The organism is Ruegeria sp. CDSB013, assembly GCF_059611165.1.
Window position 1 is genome coordinate 64,143 of the sequence record NZ_JBXWPA010000007.1, and the last position, 22,257, is coordinate 86,399.

Genomic DNA, 22,257 nt, shown 5'->3' on the forward strand with positions numbered 1-22,257 from the left:
TCGATTACGGGGATGGCGGCATTTGTATGCGCGCCAGGGCGTTTCCCCATTACTTTATCCACGCCAGCGACTGAATCAAAAGACAGCCGCCAGCAACATTACGGTGTTGGCCAACAAGCCAACAATCCAAATCACAGTTCGCCAAGGCGTCCAACCCAATGCGTAGGCGGGGACGTAGAGGATGCGGGCGATCAAATAGATCCAGCTACAGGCCGCAGTGAGCCCGTTCGACTGGCCCGAAACCGTCACGACAAGCGCCGCAATTGCGAACAGAACCAAACCTTCGGTGTGATTGCTCAGCGCGCGGTGCAGCCGTCCCGAAACCCCGGGTTTGTCAAAGGGGACATCCCGGGGGCCTATCGCGTGACCGAAGTCAATCTTCCCGTGCCCGGCCGCCAAATATGCCACGAATTGCGCGACCCAAAGCAGTGCGGCGAGGGTCAGGACGGTCAGTTCCGTGGTCATCCAGCGGTTCCCATTGAGCAGTCGAAAGTCATCGCGTTACCCGTTTGTGCCACGTCCCCGGTAGGGGCGCTGCCTTATGCTGTCAGACAGGTGTCAGAACCTTGGTCTGGATATGCGCCACGCCGCCACGTTCGTGGTGCATGGCCAGCTCTTCGGATTCGATGAAGCTCTGGGCTCGGTCGAGATCGGTGATCTCGAACAACGCGACCGCGTGGTCCTTGCGATCAGGGTCTTTCCAGATATGGAGGTCGCGGATGCCCGCGGCCTCCCTCATCGGTTTGTCTTCTTCGAACACCTTCAGCCAGACATCAAAGTCGGCCACGTCAGCTTGCCAGAGTACATGTGTTGCCATGATTACAGATCCATCAGCAGGCGGCGCGGGTCTTCCAGCGCCTCTTTCACACGTACAAGGAACGTCACCGCGCCCTTGCCGTCAACAATCCGGTGGTCATAGGACAGTGCCAGATACATCATCGGGCGGATCTTGATCTCACCATTGATGACCATCGGTCGGTCCTGTATCTTGTGCATGCCCAGAATACCCGATTGCGGCGGGTTCAGGATCGGCGAAGACATCAGCGAGCCATAGACACCACCGTTCGAGATGGTGAAGGTGCCGCCCTGCATCTCTGCCATGGACAATTTGCCATCACGGGCGCGCTTGCCCTTTTCGGCGATGGCCTTTTCGATATCGGCAAAGGACATGCTGTCGGCGTCTCGGATGACCGGAACAACCAGACCCTGAGGCGTACCGGCGGCGACGCCCATGTGAACGAAGTTCTTGTAGACGATGTCTGTGCCGTCAATCTCGGCGTTGACTTCGGGAACCTCTTTCAGCGCGTGGCAGCACGCCTTGGTGAAGAAGGACATAAAGCCCAGCTTCACACCGTGTTTCTTCTGGAACAGGTCTTTGTATTCGTTGCGCAGGGCCATCACCTCGGTCATGTCCACCTCATTGAAGGTGGTCAGGATTGCAGCCGTGTTCTGTGCATCCTTCAAACGCTTGGCGATGGTCTGGCGCAGGCGGGTCATCCGCACGCGCTCTTCACGGGCTGCATCCTGCGCAGCAACCGGTGCCCGTGGCGCTTGTGCCGGGGCCGGAGCCGCCGCAGGTGCTGGGGCAGCCGATGTTGCTGCTGCGCGGGCGACATCTTCTTTCATGATCCTGCCATCACGACCGGTGCCGGTGACCTGATCCGCAGACAAGCCGGCCTCTGCCATAGCTTTTTCAGCGGATGGCGCGTTGGCGATGTCCTTGCCGGTGCTTGCTGCTGCAGCCGGGGCTGCCGCCGCAGGAGCCGGAGCAGCAGCAGTTCCAGCCGCTGCGCCCGAAATCACCGCCAGTTTGGCCGAAGCTTCGACTGTCGCGCCTTCGGGGGCGACGATTTCTGCCAGAACGCCTGCAGCCGGGGCGGGAACCTCGACCGAGACCTTGTCTGTTTCCAGCTCGCATAGCATCTCATCCTGCGCGACGCTGTCACCGACCTGTTTGAACCATGTCGAAACGGTCGCTTCGGTCACGGATTCACCCAAGGTCGGCACCATGACGTCAACACTGCCGCCAGACGCCGCCGGAGCAGCCGCAGCCGCCGGGGCCGGTGCGGCTACCGGGGCAGGAGCTGCGCCTTCACCTGCAGCGATGGTGGCCAGCAGAGCGTCAACGCCAACGGTTTCACCTTCGGCGGCGACGATTTCGCCCATCACGCCAGCGGCAGGAGAGGGGACTTCGACGGTGACCTTATCAGTCTCCAACTCACACAACATTTCATCAACCGCGACGGCGTCGCCGGGTTTCTTGAACCATGTCGCAACCGTGGCTTCGGTAACCGACTCGCCAAGCGTGGGAACTCGAACTTCAATGGACATCGATTATTTTCCTTCAATGCTCAGCGCTTCGTCGACCAGCGCTTCTTGTTGGGCTTTGTGTTGGCTGGCCAGACCCGTCGCGGGCGAGGCCGATGTGGCGCGGCCGACATAACGCGGCCGCCTGTGCTTGGCGCCGATGCGGGTCAGAACCCATTCGATATTCGGTTCGATAAAGGTCCATGCACCCTGGTTCTTGGGTTCTTCCTGACACCAGATCATTTCGGCACCCTTAAAGCGCTCCAGCTCGTTGATCAGCGAATGAGCTGGGAAGGGATAGAACTGCTCAATCCGCATCAGGTAGACATCATCGATGCCGCGCGCATCGCGTTCTTCCAGCAGGTCGTAGTAGACCTTGCCGGAACACATCACCACGCGTTTGACCTTGTCGTCCTTGACCAATTTGGTTTCCGAGTTTCCGTGCTGTGCATCGTCCCACAACACGCGGTGGAAGCTTGAACCAGTGGTGAACTCTTCTGCTGTGCTGACCGCCAGCTTGTGGCGCAGTAACGATTTGGGCGTCACCAGGATCAGCGGCTTGCGGAAGGTCCTGTGCAGCTGACGGCGCAGGATGTGGAAATAGTTTGCAGGGGTCGTGCAGTTGGCCACGATCCAATTGTCCTGACCGCACATCTGTAGGAACCGTTCCAGACGCGCTGACGAGTGTTCAGGCCCCTGACCCTCGAAGCCGTGTGGCAACAGGCACACCAGACCGGACATGCGCAACCACTTGCTTTCGCCCGAGCTGATGAACTGGTCGAACATGATTTGCGCGCCGTTAGCAAAGTCGCCAAACTGCGCCTCCCACAGGGTCAGTGCATTCGGCTCGGCCAACGAAAACCCGTATTCAAAACCCAGAACCGCATATTCGCTGAGCATCGAGTCGATCACTTCGTATTTCGACTGGCCTTCGCGAATGTTGTTCAGCGGATAGTACCGCTCTTCAGTTTCCTGATGCACAAAACCCGAATGACGCTGGCTGAACGTCCCGCGTGTCGCATCCTGCCCTGACAGGCGGACAGGATAGCCTTCGGTCAGCAGCGAGCCGAAGGCCAGGGCCTCGCCCGTGGCCCAGTCAAATCCTTTGCCGCTTTCGAACATCTGTTTCTTGTGATCCAGAAGACGCGCGACGGTCCGGTGCACTGCGATATCTTCAGGCGCGTGGCTCAGCGCGTTGCCAATCTGGGCCAGTGTTTCTGGTTTAATTGCGGTGTCGCCGCGGACATATTCTTCTTTGTTTTTGTCCAGATGCGACCAACGCCCATCCAGCCAGTCGGCCTTGTTGGGTTTATAGTCCTTGCCCGCCTCGAACTCATCATTCAGATGGGCCTGGAAGGCGGCCTTCAAATCCTCGATCTCGCCCTCGGGGATCAGGCCGTCTTTGACCAAACGCTCGGTGTACAGCGACAGCGTGGTCTTATGGGTCTTGATCTTCTTGTACATGATCGGGTTGGTGAACATGGGCTCGTCGCCCTCGTTATGCCCGAACCGGCGATAGCAGAAGATATCGATGACAACGTCTTTGTGGAACTTCTGACGGAACTCGGTCGCCACTTTGGCAGCGTGGGTCACAGCCTCGGGGTCGTCACCGTTTACATGGAAGATCGGCGCCTCAACCATAAGGGCGATATCTGTGGGGTAGGGGCTGGAACGGCTGAAATGTGGTGCGGTGGTAAAGCCGATCTGATTGTTCACCACGATATGCATCGTACCGCCGGTCTTGTGGCCCTTGAGGCCGGACAGGCCGAACCCTTCGGCCACAACACCCTGACCAGCAAAAGCCGCATCACCGTGCAACAGGATACCCATGACCCTGGTGCGATCTTCATCGCCCAACTGATCCTGCTTGGCGCGGACCTTGCCCAGAACAACCGGGTTCACCGCCTCAAGGTGAGACGGGTTTGCCGTCAGCGACAGGTGGACGCTGTTGCCATCGAACTCACGGTCGCTGGACGCGCCGAGGTGATATTTCACATCGCCGGAACCGTCGACATCTTCGGGTTTGAAGCTGCCGCCCTGAAACTCGTTGAAGATAGCGCGATAGGGTTTGCGCATCACGTTGGCCAGGATGTTCAGACGGCCACGGTGAGGCATGCCGATCACGATATCACTGACACCCAGCGCACCGCCGCGCTTGATGATCTGCTCCATCGCGGGGATCAACGCCTCGCCTCCGTCCAGACCAAACCGCTTGGTGCCCATGTATTTCACGTGCAGGAACTTTTCGAAGCCTTCGGCCTCGACCATTTTGTTCAGGATCGCCTTTCGGCCTTCCTTGGTGAACTGGATTTCCTTGCCATAACCTTCGATCCGCTCTTTCAGCCATGCGGCTTCTTCCGGATTTGAGATATGCATGTACTGCAGCGCGAACGTACCGCAATAGGTCCGTTTCACGATTTCGACAATCTGGCGCATGCTGGCCATCTGCAAACCCAGCACGTTGTCGATAAAGATCGGGCGGTCCATGTCGGCTTCGGTAAAGCCATACGTCTTTGGGTCCAGCTCGGGGTGAGTGCTGGCGGCACGCATGCCCAACGGGTCCAGTTCAGCGGCTAGATGGCCCCGGATGCGATAGGCCCGGATCAGCATCAGGGCGCGAAGACTGTCCAGAACCGCACGTTTGATCTGATCTTCGCTTACCTGAACGCCCTTGGCCTCGGCCTTGTCCTTGATCTTGTCGCCTGCCGCCTTGGCATCGATTTCGGCCCATTCGCCCGTCAATGCACCAGTCAGATCGTCCGCCGGCATCGGAGGCCAGTCGGTCCGTGCCCAGGACGGCCCTTCGGCCTCGCGCTGGACGTCCGGTGTGGCGTCGCCCATCTGCCGGAAGAACTCGACCCAGGCAGCATCCACCGCGTTCGGGTCCTTGGTGTACTGGGCATATAGCTGCTCCAGATATTCGGCATTATGCCCCTGCATAAAGCTTGAGGCATGAAAGGCAGAGTTGGGCGTATGTTCGGTCATTGGGCTACCTCATGTGGGTTGGGACCGTATTGATTGGTGCCTGGCTGGCTGGGGCGGGTCAGCCACCACAGAACCAGGAGGGGCGACACAAACAAAACAAGCAGTGTCGGGATAACGACCAGCAACGTGGCGCGGGTGAACAGGATGTCCAGATTGCCGCCATGCTGGAAACTGGAGGCAAGGCCGATGCCGAAGAACAGAACCGCCCCGGCACCGAGGATCAGCAGGATCGGTAGCAAGGCAAAAAGCCCGCTGCGCCCGGTATCATGCATCCGCCGCCACGCGACGGCCAGATGCGGGAAAAATACGATCAGGCCAACGATGCTTTGTACTGGCGCAGAGGACGTGGCGGTGACGGCTTTAACCTCGTCGGTCTGGCTGACCGAGACTTGCGTGAAGAACTGCCAGTCGATGATCCCGGCGATGATGTTCCAGATCACGATGAACAGGAAAAAGAACCAGTATTCGGGCCGTGAGGCACGCCCCGAGAAGGTGAAGAACTTGGAGAAACAGGTGCGGATGGCGTCAGAGAAGGTCATAGCAGTCCCAATCTGATCTCAAGACCGAGAGACATTATTCATCCCCCTTCTTGTTTTCAGCATGTTGCCAAACCGAGGCTACAACCATGAGTTCTCCGGGAAACTCTCGTTGGAGTGCCACGCTGATGCGCGCAGTGTCCCAAAGGTAAACTTCTACGCTTTGCTCAATACCATTTTTGTAGTTGTCCCAAGCTCCAATCCGAGCCACAAGTGAGTTCCCAAAGCCAGATGACTTAAGATTTCGTTGCACATGTGCGAAGAGACCCGGCGAAGTTTGTTGCGTATAGAAAAAGGTGCAAGATGTTCTTTCAAACTTTCTATGGTTTTCAGTTTGCACACTAACTAAATCTTGCGTGGAACGGTTCCTCAAAACAGCGCCACCCGAAAAGTCTGAAGCGGAAGCGTTGCGAGCCATCTGTTGCTCGACGCGCTTAGTCGCAATCTTGGCGGTTTCTTCGAAGGATTGCTGCCTATGGGGGTTATTAGGTCTCTGGGCTTTAAACAGGAAATGCTCGGTCGAAAGCACTTCTTTTTCTTCTGCCGAGAGTTCGACTGGCATTAATCGTTGCCAGCCGAGACGTTGCAATTTGGCGTAAGCCGACTCTTCATCCAATTGCATGCACGCGAATGCGGCACGCTCAATGGCGGTTTGTGCAACTGCTGGACTCGTGAAGTTCACGACAGCACCTATGCAAATGGTCAAACCCCAATGGATGCTGAGCCGGTCGAGGGTCATGCCTTACCCAATCGCTTCCAGCACGGCCTCACCCAGCGTTGCCGGGCTTTCCGCCACAACGATACCGGCTGAGCGCATGGCTTCGATCTTGTCCTCGGCACCGCCTTTGCCACCGGCGACAATCGCGCCCGCGTGGCCCATGCGGCGGCCCGGAGGGGCTGTGCGGCCTGCGATGAAACCGGCGGTCGGCTTCTTTCGGCCCTTCTTGGCCTCATCCGCCAGGAACTGCGCAGCTTCTTCCTCGGCCGAGCCACCGATTTCACCGATCATGATGATCGACTCGGTTTCGTCATCGGCCAGGAACCATTCCAGCACGTCGATATGCTCGGTGCCTTTGATCGGGTCGCCGCCGATGCCTACACAGGTGGACTGGCCCAGGCCTACGTCTGTTGTCTGTTTCACGGCTTCATAAGTAAGCGTACCCGAGCGGGAAACGACACCCACGCTCCCGCGTTTGTGAATGTGGCCGGGCATGATGCCGATCTTGCAAGCATCCGGCGTGATGACACCGGGGCAGTTCGGGCCAATCAGGCGTGACTTGCTGCCTTCCAGTGCGCGCTTCACCTTCATCATGTCCAGAACCGGGATACCTTCGGTGATGCAGACGATCACTTCCATCTCGGCATCAATCGCTTCGAGGATCGAGTCAGCCGCGAAGGGCGGCGGAACATAGATCACCGAGGCGTTGGCTTCGGTCACGTGTTTGGCTTCGTGGACTGAGTTGAACACGGGCAGGTCAAGATGGGTCATCCCGCCTTTGCCGGGGGTCACGCCGCCGACCATCTTGGTGCCATAGGCGATGGCCTGTTCAGAGTGGAATGTGCCCTGCGAGCCGGTAAAGCCCTGACAGATCACTTTGGTATTTTCGTCGATGAGGACTGCCATTCTAGGCCTCCATTTTGATTTGTGTAAGCGCGCCGACGAGTGAATTCACCGGTGTCGCAATTCGTGTTGTCTTTGTTTCATGAGCTATTCTTCCGCCGGTCCAATGCGTCAATTACCTGATCTCTGGACCAAATCCCCAACGACCGTTGATCTCTGCCTTCGGTCGATTGAAGAAATTCAGGATCGAGGTTGATCTCACCAGTCTCTTCAATCGTTTCGATCGGATCGGAGAAATTGAAAGGCGCGACGCAGGGGTTGAACCTTTTGAACCCAGCGTTGTTCTTCAGCCGTTCATTGATTGGGACGTAGTGCATCGTGGTCAGCAAGTAGGGTGTCTCGCTTCTGACGAAGTTCTCAAAGAACGCCCACCGCAGCCACCATTTCAAGTGAAACAGGCAATCCCGGCACATCATCATGTCAACCCGGGGCAACGGGTCGGAAGTTACATCCAGATGGACAAACTCGCGACCCGGCGCTGCGTGTTTTTCTTGAACGGACTGAACCACCTCGAGAGATATATCTCCGCCAATGTAACTCAGACCAGTCAGGTCCATTTCCTGCATCCACGTCCAGTCACCACAGGGCGCGTCAAGAAATGTCTTCACTTTGTACCGCTCAAAGATATCCGGAAGAGCCCGGCGAAGCGGCGCGGTTGCCTCAAGCGTTGAGCCATTGCCCGAGCGGGGGACATTCCGCCCCGCCCAACTCTTGCTCTCGAACGCATTTCTAACACCGCTACGCATCACACACTTTCTTCGGATCCCGAGAAATGAACCGGCTTATCTAACTCAGCCTTTAACCGCCTTCACGATCTTCTCGGCACCGTCTTTCAGGTTGTCCGCTGCGATCACGTCCAGGCCAGAGGTGTTGATGATCTCTTTGCCCTTCTCGACATTGGTGCCTTCCAGACGCACGACCAGCGGAACCTGCAGGCCGACCTCTTTCACTGCGGCGACAACGCCTTCGGCGATGACATCACAGCGCATGATGCCGCCGAAGATGTTGACCAGGATGCCTTTAACCTGCGGGTCAGAAGTGATGATCTTGAACGCTTCGGTCACTTTCTCTTTGGTGGCACCGCCACCCACGTCGAGGAAGTTGGCCGGTTCAGCACCATAGAGCTTGATGATATCCATCGTCGCCATCGCCAGACCGGCACCGTTCACCATACAGCCGATCTCACCATCCAGCGCGATGTAGTTCAGGTCGTATTTCGAGGCTTCCAATTCCTTGGGGTCTTCCTCGGTCGTGTCGCGCAGCTCGGCAATATCCGGATGGCGGTAGACCGCGTTACCGTCAAAGCCGACTTTGGCGTCCAGCACTTTGAGGTCGCCCTTGTCGGACACGATCAGCGGGTTGATTTCCAGCATCTCCATGTCCTTTTCGACGAAGGCAGCGTACAGCTGGCTCATCAGTTTGACGCACTGTTTGACCTGCGCGCCTTCCAAACCCAGCGAGAAGGCGATGCGGCGGCCATGATAGGGCTGATAGCCTGTTGCCGGATCGACCGAGAAGGACAGGATTTTCTCGGGCGTTGCCGCGGCAACCTCTTCGATGTCCATTCCGCCTTCGGTCGAGCAGACAAACGAGATGCGGCTTGTCTGGCGATCCACCAACAGGGCCAGATACAGTTCACGCTCGATGCCGGAACCGGCTTCGATGTAGATGCGGTTGACTTGCTTGCCCGCGGGGCCGGTTTGATGCGTGACCAGCGTACGGCCCAGCATCTTCTTGGCTTCCTCGGATGCTTCTTCCACCGACTTGGTCAGACGAACACCGCCTTTTTCACCGGCGTCAGCCTCTTTGAAGGAGCCTTTGCCGCGGCCACCCGCGTGGATCTGTGCTTTGACAACCCACAGCGGGCCATCCAGTTCACCGGCTGCGGTTTTGGCTTCCTCAGCGCGCAGAACCGCGCGACCTTCGGAGACCGGAGCGCCATAGCTGCGAAGAAGCGCCTTGGCCTGATATTCGTGAATGTTCATCGAAACTGTCCTGTCTGACTGCGTTACACCGTTATAGGGGTGTCTAGGGGGCAAGTTTAAAGGGTTTTTTGACAGGGAAGCAGTTTTTCACGAAGATTTTCATTATTTGTGATCACGGTTTTTTTGGGTGTGATCACAAAATGCAATGAAGGTCACCCGTTTGATTCGTCGTCTATGACGGCCTTTAGAATAAAGAGAGAATTCAGCTAGCGCTAAACTTGGCAGGTCCGCCGAGATGGCGGATTCAAACGTTTACATGTCAGCTTTGCCGGTGACATGTCGATTCAATGGTGCCGTAATTGTCCAAAGAAAAACCCGGCTCACCAATGGTGAACCGGGTTCTGAATTACCTCTGCAGAGGGATCAAGCCAGCGAGCTGTCGATGCCCTTACATGCTTCGATCAGGCCTTTGACGGCGTTGACCGAATTGTCGAACCCGGCTTGTTCGTCTTCGTTCAGCTTGATGTCGACGATCCGTTCGACGCCACCGGCACCGATCACGGTAGGTACGCCTACATACAGGCCGTCGACGCCCAGCTCACCGCTGCAGTATGCGGCGCAAGGCAGAACGCGTTTTTGGTCTTTCAAGTATGCTTCGGCCATTTCGATCGCCGAAGTTGCGGGCGCGTAGTAGGCCGAACCGGTTTTCAGCAGGCCAACGATCTCGGCGCCGCCGTCACGGGTACGCTGAACGATGGCGTCCAGCTTGTCCTGCGTGGTCCAGCCCATCTCGACCAGATCGGGCAGGGGGATACCGGCAACGGTCGAATAACGCACCGAAGGTACCATGGTGTCGCCGTGACCGCCCAGAACAAACGCGGTGACGTCGCGCATCGAAACGTTGAACTCTTCCGACAGGAAGTGGGCGAAACGAGCCGAGTCCAGAACGCCAGCCATGCCGCAGACTTTGTTGTGGGGCAGGCCCGAGAACTCGCGCAGAGCCCAGACCATCGCGTCCAGAGGGTTGGTGATGCAGATCACGAACGCGTCGGGTGCGTGAGCTGCGATGCCTTCGCCAACCGACTTCATGACTTTCAGGTTGATGCCCAGCAGGTCATCGCGGCTCATGCCGGGTTTGCGGGCGACGCCAGCGGTGACGATGCAGACGTCTGCGCCTGCGATATCGGCATAATCGCTGGTGCCGGACATGGCTGCGTCGAACCCTTCCGAAGGGCCGGATTCAGCGATGTCGAGCGCTTTGCCCTGCGGCAGCCCGTCTGCGATGTCGAACAGGACAACGTCACCCAGTTCTTTGACAGCTGCGAGGTGCGCAAGCGTGCCGCCGATGTTCCCAGCGCCGATAAGCGCAATCTTGGGTCTGGCCATTTGGAAAATCTCCGGTCGGAATTGAAATCGCGGCTGTGCTAGTCGCTAAATGGCTTTCGCGCAAGTGTTCAGCGGCGCGGCATGCAACCGCATACCGTTTGCACTGCTTGGGCTGATTGCGCTAAACGGCCAAGGATACAGGCCGAAACCGGGGCGCTGCATGTTCGAATTGAACCTGATGTTTTTTGTTGTAGCAGTCCCGGCTGTGATCTTTGCGGGTATTTCGAAGGGTGGCTTCGGCTCAGGCGTGGCCTTTGCGTCTTCATCGATTCTGGCGTTGATCTTGGAACCGGGGCAGGCACTGGCCTTGATGTTGCCGATCCTTATGGTGATCGATGTTGCAACTCTTGGACCCTATTGGAAACGATGGAGCTGGCCGGATTCGCGTCTGTTGATCCTTGGGGCCGTGCCCGGCGTGGCGTTGGGCGCATGGCTTTATCGCGCCACCGATGATGATCTGCTGCGCCTACTGATCGGGGGGATTTCCATTGGTTTTGTCGTTTGGCACGTCAGTCAATCCAAAGGCTGGGTGCGCGGCTTTAAAAACAGACTGCCTGCCCCCGCAGGACTGTTCGCTGGGCTGGTTGCTGGCTTCACCAGCTTTGTCAGCCATGCGGGCGGCCCGCCTGCGGCCGTTTACCTGCTGTCGCAACGCCTGTCGAAGACCGAGTTTCAGGCCAGCACTGTATTGGCCTTCTGGGTTATTAACATCACGAAATTTGTGCCTTACGCCTATCTTGGCCTTTTCACATGGCACACCGCTTGGGCTGATCTGTTGCTTACCCCGTTCGCGATTCTTGGGGCGTGGCTGGGTGTGCGGGCGCATTTCATGCTGTCCGAGCGCCTGTTTTTTGGCATTGCTTACGTTCTGCTGACGCTCACGGGCAGTAAGTTGATCTGGGACGCGCTGACCTGATCAGACATTGGGCGGCAGGGCTTCGGCGGTCATTTCATAAGCCTGACCCGAGGCAACAAGGCAGGTCATGCCATCCGGCAGCGTCACAGTGATCGTCCAGCTGCCGCTTTGGTCCGACGCAAAGAGCTCCATCACCGCGCCTTGACGCGCGATGCCGAACCCCTGTCGCGTTTCGCCGTAAGTTTCGGTCAGCCGTTTGATCACCTCGTCACGTGGGGCGCAGTTGCGGGCGTGGGCCTGTTGTGCAGCCAAAACCATGATTCCGAGGCCCATCGTCATCTTCAGCAGTGTCTTGTGCATGTTCGACCCTTTTCGATTTCATTTGCCGGTCAGGGTGCCGCCGTTGGACCGAAATCCGGTTAAAGGAACGCACGTTGCGTCGCGAATGCTGCGATGCGGCGATTTTGCGCTTGAACTTTCCGAAAAAAAATGCCCCATTCCGCGCAACTTTATTTCTTCCGGAGAAGCCAATGGACCCGCGCCAGCGCCCCTATCGCTCTGTTCTATATATCCCCGGTTCGAAAGACCGGGCGCTGGACAAGGCACGCACTTTGCCTGTGGACGCGATCATTTTTGATCTTGAAGACGCGGTGTCTGCCGATGAGAAGGGCAATGCACGCGAAACGCTTAAGGCGGCTCTGGCCGCGGGCGGCTATGGCGAACGGGTCAAAATCGTGCGCATCAACGGTCTGGATACCGAATGGGGCCGTGCAGACGCAGAGGCCGTGCGTGAAATGGATGCCGATGTGGTCCTGCTGCCCAAGGTGAATTCGGCTGCCGATGTGGACGCGCTGGCCGCGATTACCGGTGACCTGCCAATCTGGGCGATGATGGAAACCCCACGCGGGATGCTGAACGCGGCCGAGATCGCCGCTCATCCATTGATGGCCGGGTTTGTCATGGGCACTAACGATCTTGCGAAAGAACTGCAAACCCGCTTCCGCCCGGACCGCCTGCCGCTGATGACTTCGCTGGGTCTGTGCCTGCTGGCCGCCAAGGCCGAGGGGCTGATCATTGTTGACGGTGTCTATAACGCATTCAAGGACGCCGAAGGTCTGGCCACCGAATGTGCGCAAGGCCGAGACATGGGCTTTGACGGCAAGACATTGATCCACCCCGCGCAGGTCGATGTCACCAACGCAGCCTATGCACCGTCCGAGACCGAGATTGATCTGGCCCGCCGCCAGATTGCCGCCTTTGAAGAGGTCGAGGCACAAGGGCAGGGCGTTGCCGTGGTCGATGGCAAGATCGTGGAAAATCTGCACGTTGTAACTGCCCGCGAAATTCTGGCAAAAGCGGAGGCGATTACAGCTTTGCAAGCGGGGTAAGCCAGCATGGGCTTTGTTCTTCTGATTCTCGGCGTGGCACTATGGTGGGCCGCTCATCTGTTCAAACGTGTGATGCCGGCGCGGCGCGCCGCAATGGGCGACGCTGGCAAGGGCGCGGTTGCGCTAGCTCTGGTCGCGTCGATCTTGCTGATGATCTTCGGTTATCGCATGACCGACTTCATCTATGTTTGGGCCCCGCCTGCCTTTATGATTCACATCAACAACCTGCTGGTGTTGATCGCGATCTTCATGTTGAGCCCCGCCGGAACCAAGGGCCGTCTTCTGAACAAGCTCCGCCATCCGATGCTTGGCGGGTTCAAGCTGTGGGCTTTTGCGCATTTGCTGGTGAATGGAGATCTGGCCTCGATCATCCTGTTTGGCGGATTGTTGGCCTGGGCTGTGGTTGAGGTGATCGTGATCAACAAGTCTGAACCTGACTGGACGCCCGGTGAACCCGGCACCTATGGCAAGGACGCGATGTTCTTTGTGGCCTCGATCGTGCTGATGGGAATCATCGGATACATTCACGGGCTGGTTGGTCCGTCACCGTTCGCCTCGTAAGGATCTGACATCATGGCAAAACTCTATCGTTTGTTGACCGAAGAAGACACATCCGCCTTCTGCCACAAAGTATCAGACGCATTGGCAAAAGGGTGGGATCTGTATGGCGACCCGTCCTATGCCTATGACGATAACAGCCGCATGATGCGCTGCGCGCAGGCCGTGACCAAAGAGGTCGAGGCCGACTATTCACCTGACATGAAACTGGGACAGCAATAATGGCAAAAACCAATCCGGGCCGCTTTTTCGAGGACTATTCCATCGGTCAGGTGTTGCACCATGCCGTGCCGCGCACGGTGACCAATGGCGAGAGGGCGCTGTACCATGCGCTCTATCCGGCGCGGCATGCGCTGTATTCCTCGGACGAATTCGCCCGGAATTGTGGTCTGCCGCAAAGTCCCATTGATGATCTGGCGGCGTTTCATGTCGTGTTTGGCAAGACTGTCCCCGATATCTCGCTTAATGCCGTGGCCAATCTGGGCTATGCCGAGGGGCGCTGGTTAAAGCCGGTCTATTCCGGCGATACGCTGCGTTCGGAATCCGAGGTGATCGGTCTCAAACAGAACTCGAACGGTAAAACAGGCGTCGTCTGGGTGAGAACGCGCGGCCTGAACCAGCGCGATGAAGTAGTCATCGAATATGTGCGCTGGGTCATGGTGCGGAAATCGGATCTGGATGCGCCCGCACCCGAGACTGTGGTGCCGGAACTGAAAAAGGCGCTGGACGCGAAGGATCTGATCGCGCCCGAGGGCCTTGATTTCTCTCAGTACGATTTCGCTCAGGCTGGTGAGGCGCATCGCTGGGGCGACTATGAGATTGGCGAGAAAATCGATCACGTCGATGGCGTCACGGTCGAAGAGGCCGAACATATGCTGGCGACCCGCCTGTGGCAGAACACCGCCAAGGTGCATTTCGATCTGACCTTCCGCCCCGAAGGGCGGCTGATCTATGGCGGTCACGTGATTTCCATGGCGCGGACCCTGTCGTTCAACGGGCTGGCTAATGCACAGATGATCGTTGGCCTGAACGGTGGCGCGCACGCTAACCCCTGTTTTGCGGGCGACACGATCAAGGCCTGGTCCGAAGTTCTGGACAAGGCGGAAACTGCCATTCCGGGCGTCGGCGCCGTGCGCCTACGGTTGGTCGCAACCAAGGGCGGCGCGCCGTTTGAGTTGAAAAACGAAGACGGTCGTTATCTGCCCAATGTCCTGCTTGATCTGGATTACTGGGCTTTGATGCCGATCTGATACTCGTGGTGACATTCATTTGATCGCAGCCAGCACCAATCGTGTTAGGCTGTGGTCATGACCTTACTTCGCACAATAGCTGCCTGCGTCTGTCTGACGCCACCTGCATATGCTTGCGATTTGGCATTGGCACTCGCTGTAGACGTCTCGGGGTCGGTCGATTCGACTGAGTATCGAATACAAATGGATGGCCTAGCAGCCGGTTTGCGTGACCCGATCGTGTCCGAGGCCTTGGTGCGCGGGAAAGCCCGCGTGATGCTGGTGCAGTGGACAGGGTCCTCTCGTCAGATGGTCACCGTTCCGTGGACACATATCGACAGTTTCGAGGCAATTGATCAGTTTGCTGTAAAAGTGGCCAACGATCCAAGGGTCTGGCGCAACTTTTCCACCGCAATTGGCGAGGCGCTGGAATCGACCATGTCCTATTTTGATATGGTGTCGGATTGCAAACGCCACCTGATCGATATCTCTGGCGATGGGGTGTCGAACGAGGGGGTCGAACCAGCGGACGTACACAGAATTCTGCGGACACGCGGTGTGACGGTGAACGCGATTGCAATCGAAGAAAGCGAACCGGATCTGACCGCGTATTTCTTTGAAAATGTGATCGTGGGCGAGGGGGCGTTTGTCGTCTCAGCCTCAGGGTTTGCTGATTATCCCGAGCGGATTCGTAAGAAACTGCTGCGCGAGGTGACCCAGCAAACCGCTGATCTGAAATAGCCACACAACAGAATCGGGTCTGTAGGCGCTAACATCATAAAGGATGGAAAACTTTTGTGATCACGAGCTTATTTTGTGTGATCACATAATGCAAATATCCGTCATTTTGCGCCAATTGTGAACTTTTTTGCATCTGCAGCACGTGACAGAACCGCAAAAAACAGTAAAACCTTCGGAAGCCAACCGTAAAGGAGCCAACATGGCCGATGTAAATCGGGGCAACCGCCCTCTTTCACCTCACCTCACGATCTACCGCCCCCAACTGACTTCGATGACATCGATCCTTGTGCGCATCACGGGTATTGCGTCGCTAGCGATCGCATTCTTTGTCGTCTGGTGGTTCCTGGCGGCGGCAACATCCGAAACGGCATTCAACTTCATCGATGGGCTGATGAGAAGCTGGCTGGGTGATCTGGTGATGTTCGCTGCGACCTGGGCGATCTTCTATCACATGCTGGGTCGTCTGCGTCACGTGATCTGGGATCTGGGGTATTGCGTAGATGTCGGTATCTCCGAAAAGATGGGGATCGGCATGCTGGTGTTGGCCACCATCCTCGCCTTCATCACGGCAATTGCGGTTTAAGGAGATTGGCCATGAATTACCTCACTGACCGCAAACGCGCGCAGGGTACCGGTGCCGGAGGCGAAGGTACGCATCATCATTGGCAGATGATGGTCAGCTCGGCCGCTCTGGTCGTTCTGGTGCCACTTTTCGTTTTTGTCTTCGCAAGCGGCTTGGGCAGATCATACGAAGAGGTTCTGACCTACTACAGCCGCCCATTCCCGGCGATTGTAACTGGCCTGACTTTGGTCGTCGTAATCATCCATCTGGTACGTGAGACGCAGGTTGCGATCGAAGACTACGTCCATGGTGTCGCAGAAAAGCTGAGCCTCATGGCCGTCGCGGCGTTTGGCTACACATTGATAGCTGCCGGGCTGTTTGCCCTGATCAAGCTGGCTCTGTGAAACGCGCGGTAAGGAAATAATCAAATGACAGCTGCATACGAATACGAAACACACGAATATGACGTGGTTGTTGTCGGCGCTGGCGGCGCTGGTCTGCGCGCCACGCTGGGCATGGCAGAACAAGGTCTGCGCACGGCATGTGTCACGAAGGTGTTTCCGACACGCTCGCACACGGTTGCCGCGCAGGGCGGGATCGCCGCATCTCTGTCCAATATGGGCCCGGACCACTGGCAGTGGCATATGTACGACACCGTCAAAGGCTCGGACTGGCTGGGTGACACCGATGCAATGGAATACCTTGCGCGTGAGGCACCTAAGGCCGTGTATGAGCTGGAACACTACGGTGTTCCGTTCAGCCGTACTGAAGAGGGCAAGATCTACCAACGCCCGTTCGGTGGTCACACCACCGAATTCGGCGAAGGTCCTGCCGTGCAGCGGACCTGTGCTGCTGCGGACCGGACCGGTCACGCGATCCTGCACACGCTCTATGGTCAAAGCCTCAAGAACAACGCCGAGTTCTATATCGAATACTTCGCCATCGACCTGATCATGTCCGAAGACGGGCAGTGTCAGGGTGTCGTCTGCTGGAAGTTGGACGACGGCACGATGCACGTCTTCAACGCCAAGATGGTTGTTCTGGCAACCGGCGGCTATGGCCGCGCCTATTTCAGCGCGACCTCGGCCCACACCTGCACCGGTGACGGTGGCGGCATGGTGGCCCGCGCAGGGCTGGCCCTGCAGGACATGGAGTTTGTTCAGTTCCACCCGACCGGCATTTACGGTTCTGGCTGTCTGATCACCGAAGGCGCGCGTGGTGAGGGCGGTTACCTAACCAACTCCGAAGGCGAACGGTTCATGGAGCGTTATGCGCCCCAGTACAAGGACCTCGCACCTCGCGATTACGTCTCGCGGTCGATGACAATGGAGATCCGCGAAGGTCGTGGCCATGGTGACGGTGGCGACCACATTCACCTGAACCTCAGCCACCTGCCGGCCGAGGCGCTGGCCGAACGTCTGCCAGGTATTTCGGAATCGGCGCGCGTTTTTGCGGGCGTAGACGTCACCAAGGAGCCGATCCCGGTTCTGCCGACCGTGCACTACAACATGGGCGGCATTCCAACCAACTATTGGGGTGAGGTTCTGAATCCGACCGCAGACAACCCGACAGGCGTTGTCCCCGGATTGATGGCTGTGGGAGAAGCGGGCTGTGCCTCGGTCCACGGGGCGAACCGTTTGGGCTCGAACTCACTGATCGACCTCGTGGTCTTTGGCCGCGCTGCTGCAATCAAAGCGGGCAAGGTAGTGGATGCCGAGGCACCAAACCCGGTGCTGAATCAGGCGTCAGTCGATAAGGCGTTCGACCGCTTTGACGCGGTACGTAATGCCAGCGGTGCAATCGCTACCGCCGATCTGCGTCTTGAGATGCAGAAGACCATGCAGGAAGACGCAGCGGTCTTCCGGACAGCAAAAACCATGGCCGAGGGCGTCGACAAGATGACGGCGATCGCCGCCAAGATGGACGACCTGAAAGTCAGCGACCGCTCGCTGGTCTGGAACAGCGACCTGATGGAAACGCTGGAGCTGACCAACCTGATGCCAAGTGCGTTGGCCACGATTGTCGGCGCCGAGGCGCGTAAGGAATCTCGCGGCGCGCACGCGCATGAAGATTTCACCGAGCGTGATGATGAGAATTGGCGCGTTCATACGGTGTCGCGTGTTGATGGCAACCAGGTTGATCTCAGCTATCGTCCGGTCATTGCCGATCCGCTGACAACCGAAGCCGAAGGCGGCATCAGCCTGAAGAAAATCGCGCCCAAAGCGCGGACGTTCTGATCAAGCGGACCCCGCCTTAAAATGGCTCGCTAATCGGACGGCACATGCGGCGGATTAGTGAAACGAAGAATAGAAAGGGTCGCTGACATGATGTCTGCGGCCCTTTATTGTGGGTCAGCCAGCCTGCCATTAAATGCTTGCAAAATTTAGGTTGTCTAACTGCCCGTTTTTGGGCGACGACGATTTGAGCTAAAGCGATGATTATGTTCAGCGCATGGTCAAATGCCTAGAAAACCACGACGCGGACAAAGTGGTCATCGGCACGCATGGGACCACTTATTCCAGTACGGCTCCGGAAAACGTTCATCAAAGAACACCAATTAAGTTTGGCCAGCCGTTACAAAACATGCAGCGTGTGGACCAACTGTGAACAGGGGCATTGGTTGCGCTTGGCCGCAACATTGCGCCCTACGAGTACGTGGAAACCAGCCAGAAATTCGTGGATGTGTGTTATGCGCGTTTGTTGTATGAAAACGGCATTGAAAGCTGGGTCATCGATCGCGAGAACAGCGGATTTATTCGGCGCGTGCCCACCGAAGGTGAGCACGAAACATTCTTCATGACTTTTACCAGAAAGACGCGCCAGGTTTGGATGAAATCAGGTTTTTGACGCGTACGACGGGTATCGTGTAACGGGTGACCGCATCTAGGTCAGCTCAGACAGCGCACGTTTCAGGTCGCCGGATATTCGGTGCGGGCTGCGTTCAACCGCAAAGTCGAGACAGGCCTGACGTTTTTTGGCCAACTCCTCATCGGACATGCTGAGAACACGCATCATCATGCGGATCAAGCCTCTTGGGTTTTGCGCGGGATAGAGCAAATCATGACAGGCCTCTGGTGTTGTATGCTTGTGCGCATCAATGTCGGGGCCGATAATCGGCAAGCCAAAGGTCTGCGCGAGCATCGCCGTTCCCGAGGTAAAAGTGGTCGTCGACGGCAGCATGTATGCATGCGCATTTGAAAACACTTGGGCTATTTCGGAATCGGGAATTCGTTCAGGCATAACCGTAGTATTGCGGTTTGACCGCAAGCGGCGCATCAGGCGGCGGCCGGACGGATACACACGCCCGACGACTGACACCTGAAAGTCGTGCCCGCGACTAGTCAATTTTTTTGCGGCATCTCCCAACCGCCCCAATTCACGGCTGCCTCGCATTGTTCCAAAGCTTAAGAAATGGGTACGCTCGCGCAGAGGAAGGGGGCGTTTCAACGTTTGCTCTGCCGGTTCGTAAACACCAAGATAGCTCGGATGCGGAATGAGACGCAGTTTTTCCGGGTCAGTGCCATAATCATCAATCATATGTTGCCGGGCATGGGGCGTGTGAACGTGAACTAGGTCGACAATATCCGCCAATTCCTGGCGGATATTGCGGAAATAATCTGTCTTGAAACCTTCGGAATGCGCAAACTGATTGTGAATGGTCCAGATCAATCTCCCGCCATTGGCCTGATACTGTCTCATGCCGTCACAGGTGGCCCGAAAATCAGAAGCCTGCTCTTCCGTTTCCGGCGTGGGGAACAACCGGTCGTCCCAATGTATATGAATGATGCTTTGATCGGGTTGAAAATCAGCCTTTGCAAACGCGGACAAAGGAGCGCTTCTGGAAGCAATCAAGCAGAACTCTGGCTTGCAGGCCGAATACAGCATGTTCTGGTAAGGGTTCTTATTGCCGTAGGGTATGTTGACGACATTAATCGGCATTCACTGTCCTGAACTCAACTCGTTTCTTTGGCGGCACGATCCATGTGCACCGCGGGAATTTTGTAGTGAACTTGCCCAATTTTCTTGGGTGTTTTCAAGGTTAAAAGGTTGGCTTTCCGGCCTGCCGAGTATATCTATACGCAGGATTTTAGCGAGGTCGGAAATGGTACAACTCACCCTGCCAAAGAACTCTCGGATTACCACAGGTAAAACTTGGCCGAAGCCTGAAGGCGCGGCCAATGTTCGTAAGTTTCAGATCTATCGCTGGAACCCGGATGACGGTCAAAATCCACGTGTAGACACCTATTTTGTCGATATGGACAACTGCGGCCCGATGGTTCTGGACGCGCTGATCAAGATCAAGAACGAAATCGACCCAACCTTGACCTTCCGCCGATCCTGCCGCGAAGGTATCTGCGGTTCCTGCGCGATGAATATCGACGGGATCAACACGCTGGCCTGTATCTACGGCATGGATGAAATCAAGGGTGATGTTAAAATTTATCCGCTGCCGCATATGCCTGTCGTCAAGGACCTGATCCCTGACCTGACGCATTTCTATGCGCAGCATGCAAGCATCATGCCGTGGCTGGAAACCAAGACCAACCGTCCTGCGAAAGAGTGGAAGCAATCCATCGAAGATCGCAAGAAACTGGATGGGCTGTATGAATGCGTAATGTGCGCCAGCTGCTCGACCTCGTGCCCCAGCTATTGGTGGAACGGCGATCGCTACCTTGGGCCCGCTGCGCTTTTGCATGCGTATCGCTGGATCATCGACAGCCGTGACGAAGCCACCGGTGAACGATTGGATGAGTTGGAAGATCCGTTCAAACTGTATCGTTGCCACACGATTATGAATTGCGCCAAGACCTGTCCGAAGGGTTTGAACCCGGCCAAGGCGATTGCCGAAATCAAAAAGATGATGGTTGATCGCGCAGTTTAAAGCGTATGGAAATCATGCACTTGCCGCCTTGCGGTAAGTGCATGTCGCAGTTGCAGATTTGTGTAATGCGATGGTCCCTGATCCAGACTATCTTTGTGATCAGGGAGGAGTGATGAAACCGAAAACGGGACCGCTCCGATGCAAAATCAAAGACAACAATCCAAAACGAGCGCTGTTGAAGCTCTGGAGCTTCTAAATCAAGCGTGGGCCTACTACACGCCCGAGCCTGTAGAGGTGGAAGAAATGCACGAACCTGAGCTTTTCGAATACGCAAACGCAGCCTAAGTCGACGTCAGGCTTGCGGCCGGCACTCAAAATGGGTCATGCATTGGTCATGCCCATTTTGCTTCTTGTCTTGGCAGGCGGAGTATTTGCCTATTTTCTGTGGCGCTCGCGCGCCTCGTCCCTGAGCCGGGACTGCCGCTGGCGGCAGCACCGCAAAGAAGGCGTTTGGGTGTGTGCATTCTGTGGCGCGCAGCAGCAGGGCAGCGACGCGCCAACTCAATGTCTGAAGGGTCAATAGCAGGGCGGCTTCCCACCCTACGTTTTTGCATTTATGCTGCCGGGAATGCCGCCTGCAGTGCGACTTCAACCATATCGCCAAAACTGCTTTCGCGTTCAGCTGAGGGCAAAGATTCGCCGGTCAGCAAGTGATCGGAAACGGTTAGAACAGCCAATGCGCGGCAATTGTGCCGCGCGGCCAGAATGTACAGCTCCGCAGCTTCCATCTCGACCCCGAGAATACCGTGCCGTACCATCTGTTCGTTCAGATCTGGGCGTTCGTCATAGAAAACGTCCGACGAATAGATGCCGCCGATATGGGTTGGCGTGCCTTTGGCCGCAGCCGCCTGAGCCGCCGCCTGAAGCAGCCCCCAATCAGCACAGGGTGCGAAATTGAGCTCTTTCATGATGCCGCGTGACGGTGTGCTAAGCGTGGTCGAGGTCATCGCCAGGATCACATCGCGGACATTCACACTGTCCTGCATGCCCCCGCAAGAGCCGATACGGATCAGCGTTTTGGCACCATAGTCCCGGATCAGTTCGTTGACGTATATCGACAAGGATGGCATGCCCATGCCGCTACCTTGAATGGTGACAGGATTATCTTTCCAGCGTCCCGTAAAGCCCAACATGCCGCGCACGTCATTGACTTTCTTCACGTCGTCCAGGAACGTTTCAGCCGCCCATTTTGCACGATAGGGATCGCCAGGCAAAAGAACCGTTTCTGCAATATCGCCTTTTTCGGCTCCAATATGAATTGTCATTTTGGGGTACGTTCCA

General features: G+C 56.8%; 24 protein-coding genes. 11 read left to right on the plus strand and 13 right to left on the minus strand.

Annotation, left to right across the window (positions count from 1 at the left end):
* Nucleotides 1-75 precede the first annotated feature (75 nt).
* The 10 genes from AC2FJF_RS13270 to mdh all read right to left on the minus strand — a co-directional run bounded on the left by AC2FJF_RS13270 (nt 76) and on the right by mdh (nt 10,760).
* The gene (locus AC2FJF_RS13270) at nt 76-465 is read right to left on the minus strand and encodes an MAPEG family protein (protein ID WP_496725823.1); all 390 of its coding nucleotides are present in this window, start codon (nt 463-465) and stop codon (nt 76-78) included.
* A gap of 82 nt (nt 466-547) precedes the next feature.
* Nucleotides 548-817, minus strand: a complete 270-nt coding sequence (locus tag AC2FJF_RS13275; protein ID WP_496725824.1) for a hypothetical protein — start codon at nt 815-817, stop codon at nt 548-550.
* Nucleotides 818-819: 2 nt separating this feature from the next.
* A complete protein-coding gene (odhB, locus tag AC2FJF_RS13280; protein ID WP_496725825.1) occupies nt 820-2,331 on the minus strand; it encodes a 2-oxoglutarate dehydrogenase complex dihydrolipoyllysine-residue succinyltransferase in 1,512 nt (503 codons plus the stop codon).
* A gap of 3 nt (nt 2,332-2,334) precedes the next feature.
* Complete coding sequence (locus AC2FJF_RS13285; protein ID WP_496725826.1) at nt 2,335-5,292, minus strand: 2-oxoglutarate dehydrogenase E1 component; 2,958 nt, start codon at nt 5,290-5,292, stop codon at nt 2,335-2,337.
* Complete coding sequence (locus AC2FJF_RS13290; RefSeq protein ID WP_496725827.1) at nt 5,289-5,831, minus strand: DUF805 domain-containing protein; 543 nt, start codon at nt 5,829-5,831, stop codon at nt 5,289-5,291. Before AC2FJF_RS13290 ends, AC2FJF_RS13285 begins: the two co-directional genes overlap by 4 nt.
* Nucleotides 5,832-5,865: 34 nt before the next feature.
* Nucleotides 5,866-6,567, minus strand: a complete 702-nt coding sequence (locus tag AC2FJF_RS13295) for a hypothetical protein (RefSeq protein ID WP_496725828.1) — start codon at nt 6,565-6,567, stop codon at nt 5,866-5,868.
* Nucleotides 6,568-6,570: 3 nt separating this feature from the next.
* Entirely contained in the window at nt 6,571-7,452 is an 882-nt protein-coding gene (gene sucD, locus AC2FJF_RS13300; protein ID WP_496725829.1) for a succinate--CoA ligase subunit alpha, read from the minus strand.
* A 77-nt stretch (nt 7,453-7,529) separates the two neighbouring features.
* A complete protein-coding gene (locus AC2FJF_RS13305; RefSeq protein ID WP_496725830.1) occupies nt 7,530-8,195 on the minus strand; it encodes a class I SAM-dependent methyltransferase in 666 nt (221 codons plus the stop codon).
* Between the two features lie 45 nt (nt 8,196-8,240).
* Nucleotides 8,241-9,434 carry an ADP-forming succinate--CoA ligase subunit beta gene (gene sucC, locus AC2FJF_RS13310; protein ID WP_058273533.1) on the minus strand — a complete coding sequence of 398 codons (1,194 nt, stop codon included), beginning with the start codon at nt 9,432-9,434 and terminating at the stop codon, nt 8,241-8,243.
* A 363-nt stretch (nt 9,435-9,797) separates the two neighbouring features.
* A complete protein-coding gene (gene mdh, locus AC2FJF_RS13315) occupies nt 9,798-10,760 on the minus strand; it encodes a malate dehydrogenase (RefSeq protein ID WP_058273532.1) in 963 nt (320 codons plus the stop codon).
* Between the two features lie 160 nt (nt 10,761-10,920).
* Between mdh and AC2FJF_RS13320 the strand changes: the two genes are divergently transcribed.
* The gene (locus AC2FJF_RS13320; protein WP_496725969.1) at nt 10,921-11,676 is read left to right on the plus strand and encodes a sulfite exporter TauE/SafE family protein; all 756 of its coding nucleotides are present in this window, start codon (nt 10,921-10,923) and stop codon (nt 11,674-11,676) included.
* On the opposite strand, the gene AC2FJF_RS13325 is transcribed toward AC2FJF_RS13320, so the two are convergent.
* Complete coding sequence (locus AC2FJF_RS13325) at nt 11,677-11,976, minus strand: hypothetical protein (protein ID WP_496725831.1); 300 nt, start codon at nt 11,974-11,976, stop codon at nt 11,677-11,679.
* A gap of 170 nt (nt 11,977-12,146) precedes the next feature.
* Here AC2FJF_RS13325 and AC2FJF_RS13330 point away from each other — a divergent pair, with 170 nt between their 5' ends.
* From AC2FJF_RS13330 to AC2FJF_RS13370, 9 genes are all read left to right on the plus strand, one after another.
* Nucleotides 12,147-13,004 carry an HpcH/HpaI aldolase/citrate lyase family protein gene (locus tag AC2FJF_RS13330; protein WP_496725832.1) on the plus strand — a complete coding sequence of 286 codons (858 nt, stop codon included), beginning with the start codon at nt 12,147-12,149 and terminating at the stop codon, nt 13,002-13,004.
* A gap of 6 nt (nt 13,005-13,010) precedes the next feature.
* Complete coding sequence (locus AC2FJF_RS13335) at nt 13,011-13,565, plus strand: NnrU family protein (RefSeq protein WP_496725833.1); 555 nt, start codon at nt 13,011-13,013, stop codon at nt 13,563-13,565.
* A gap of 12 nt (nt 13,566-13,577) precedes the next feature.
* Nucleotides 13,578-13,784 (plus strand): DUF1737 domain-containing protein, encoded by a 207-nt coding sequence (locus AC2FJF_RS13340; protein WP_496725834.1) that lies wholly within the window; start codon nt 13,578-13,580, stop codon nt 13,782-13,784.
* Nucleotides 13,784-14,812, plus strand: a complete 1,029-nt coding sequence (locus AC2FJF_RS13345; RefSeq protein ID WP_496725835.1) for a MaoC family dehydratase — start codon at nt 13,784-13,786, stop codon at nt 14,810-14,812. Before AC2FJF_RS13340 ends, AC2FJF_RS13345 begins: the two co-directional genes overlap by 1 nt.
* A 57-nt stretch (nt 14,813-14,869) precedes the next feature.
* Nucleotides 14,870-15,532, plus strand: coding sequence for a DUF1194 domain-containing protein (locus AC2FJF_RS13350; protein WP_496725836.1), 663 nt, complete (start codon nt 14,870-14,872; stop codon nt 15,530-15,532).
* Between the two features lie 199 nt (nt 15,533-15,731).
* Nucleotides 15,732-16,115 carry a succinate dehydrogenase, cytochrome b556 subunit gene (gene sdhC, locus AC2FJF_RS13355; protein WP_058278905.1) on the plus strand — a complete coding sequence of 128 codons (384 nt, stop codon included), beginning with the start codon at nt 15,732-15,734 and terminating at the stop codon, nt 16,113-16,115.
* An 11-nt stretch (nt 16,116-16,126) separates the two neighbouring features.
* Complete coding sequence (sdhD, locus tag AC2FJF_RS13360; protein ID WP_170562777.1) at nt 16,127-16,498, plus strand: succinate dehydrogenase, hydrophobic membrane anchor protein; 372 nt, start codon at nt 16,127-16,129, stop codon at nt 16,496-16,498.
* A 24-nt stretch (nt 16,499-16,522) separates the two neighbouring features.
* Nucleotides 16,523-18,331: a succinate dehydrogenase flavoprotein subunit gene (gene sdhA, locus AC2FJF_RS13365; RefSeq protein WP_496725837.1), complete on the plus strand. Its 1,809-nt coding sequence runs from the start codon at nt 16,523-16,525 to the stop codon at nt 18,329-18,331.
* 379 nt (nt 18,332-18,710) lie between these two features.
* Nucleotides 18,711-18,941: a hypothetical protein gene (locus AC2FJF_RS13370; protein WP_496725838.1), complete on the plus strand. Its 231-nt coding sequence runs from the start codon at nt 18,711-18,713 to the stop codon at nt 18,939-18,941.
* Between the two features lie 36 nt (nt 18,942-18,977).
* Here AC2FJF_RS13370 and AC2FJF_RS13375 read toward each other — a convergent pair whose 3' ends face one another.
* Nucleotides 18,978-20,033: a glycosyltransferase family 4 protein gene (locus AC2FJF_RS13375; protein ID WP_496725839.1), complete on the minus strand. Its 1,056-nt coding sequence runs from the start codon at nt 20,031-20,033 to the stop codon at nt 18,978-18,980.
* 163 nt (nt 20,034-20,196) lie between these two features.
* On the opposite strand from AC2FJF_RS13375, the gene AC2FJF_RS13380 reads away from it, so the two are divergent.
* Nucleotides 20,197-20,976, plus strand: a complete 780-nt coding sequence (locus AC2FJF_RS13380) for a succinate dehydrogenase iron-sulfur subunit (protein ID WP_496698778.1) — start codon at nt 20,197-20,199, stop codon at nt 20,974-20,976.
* A gap of 554 nt (nt 20,977-21,530) precedes the next feature.
* Here AC2FJF_RS13380 and deoD read toward each other — a convergent pair.
* Complete coding sequence (gene deoD, locus AC2FJF_RS13385) at nt 21,531-22,241, minus strand: purine-nucleoside phosphorylase (RefSeq protein WP_496725840.1); 711 nt, start codon at nt 22,239-22,241, stop codon at nt 21,531-21,533.
* Nucleotides 22,242-22,257 lie beyond the last annotated feature (16 nt).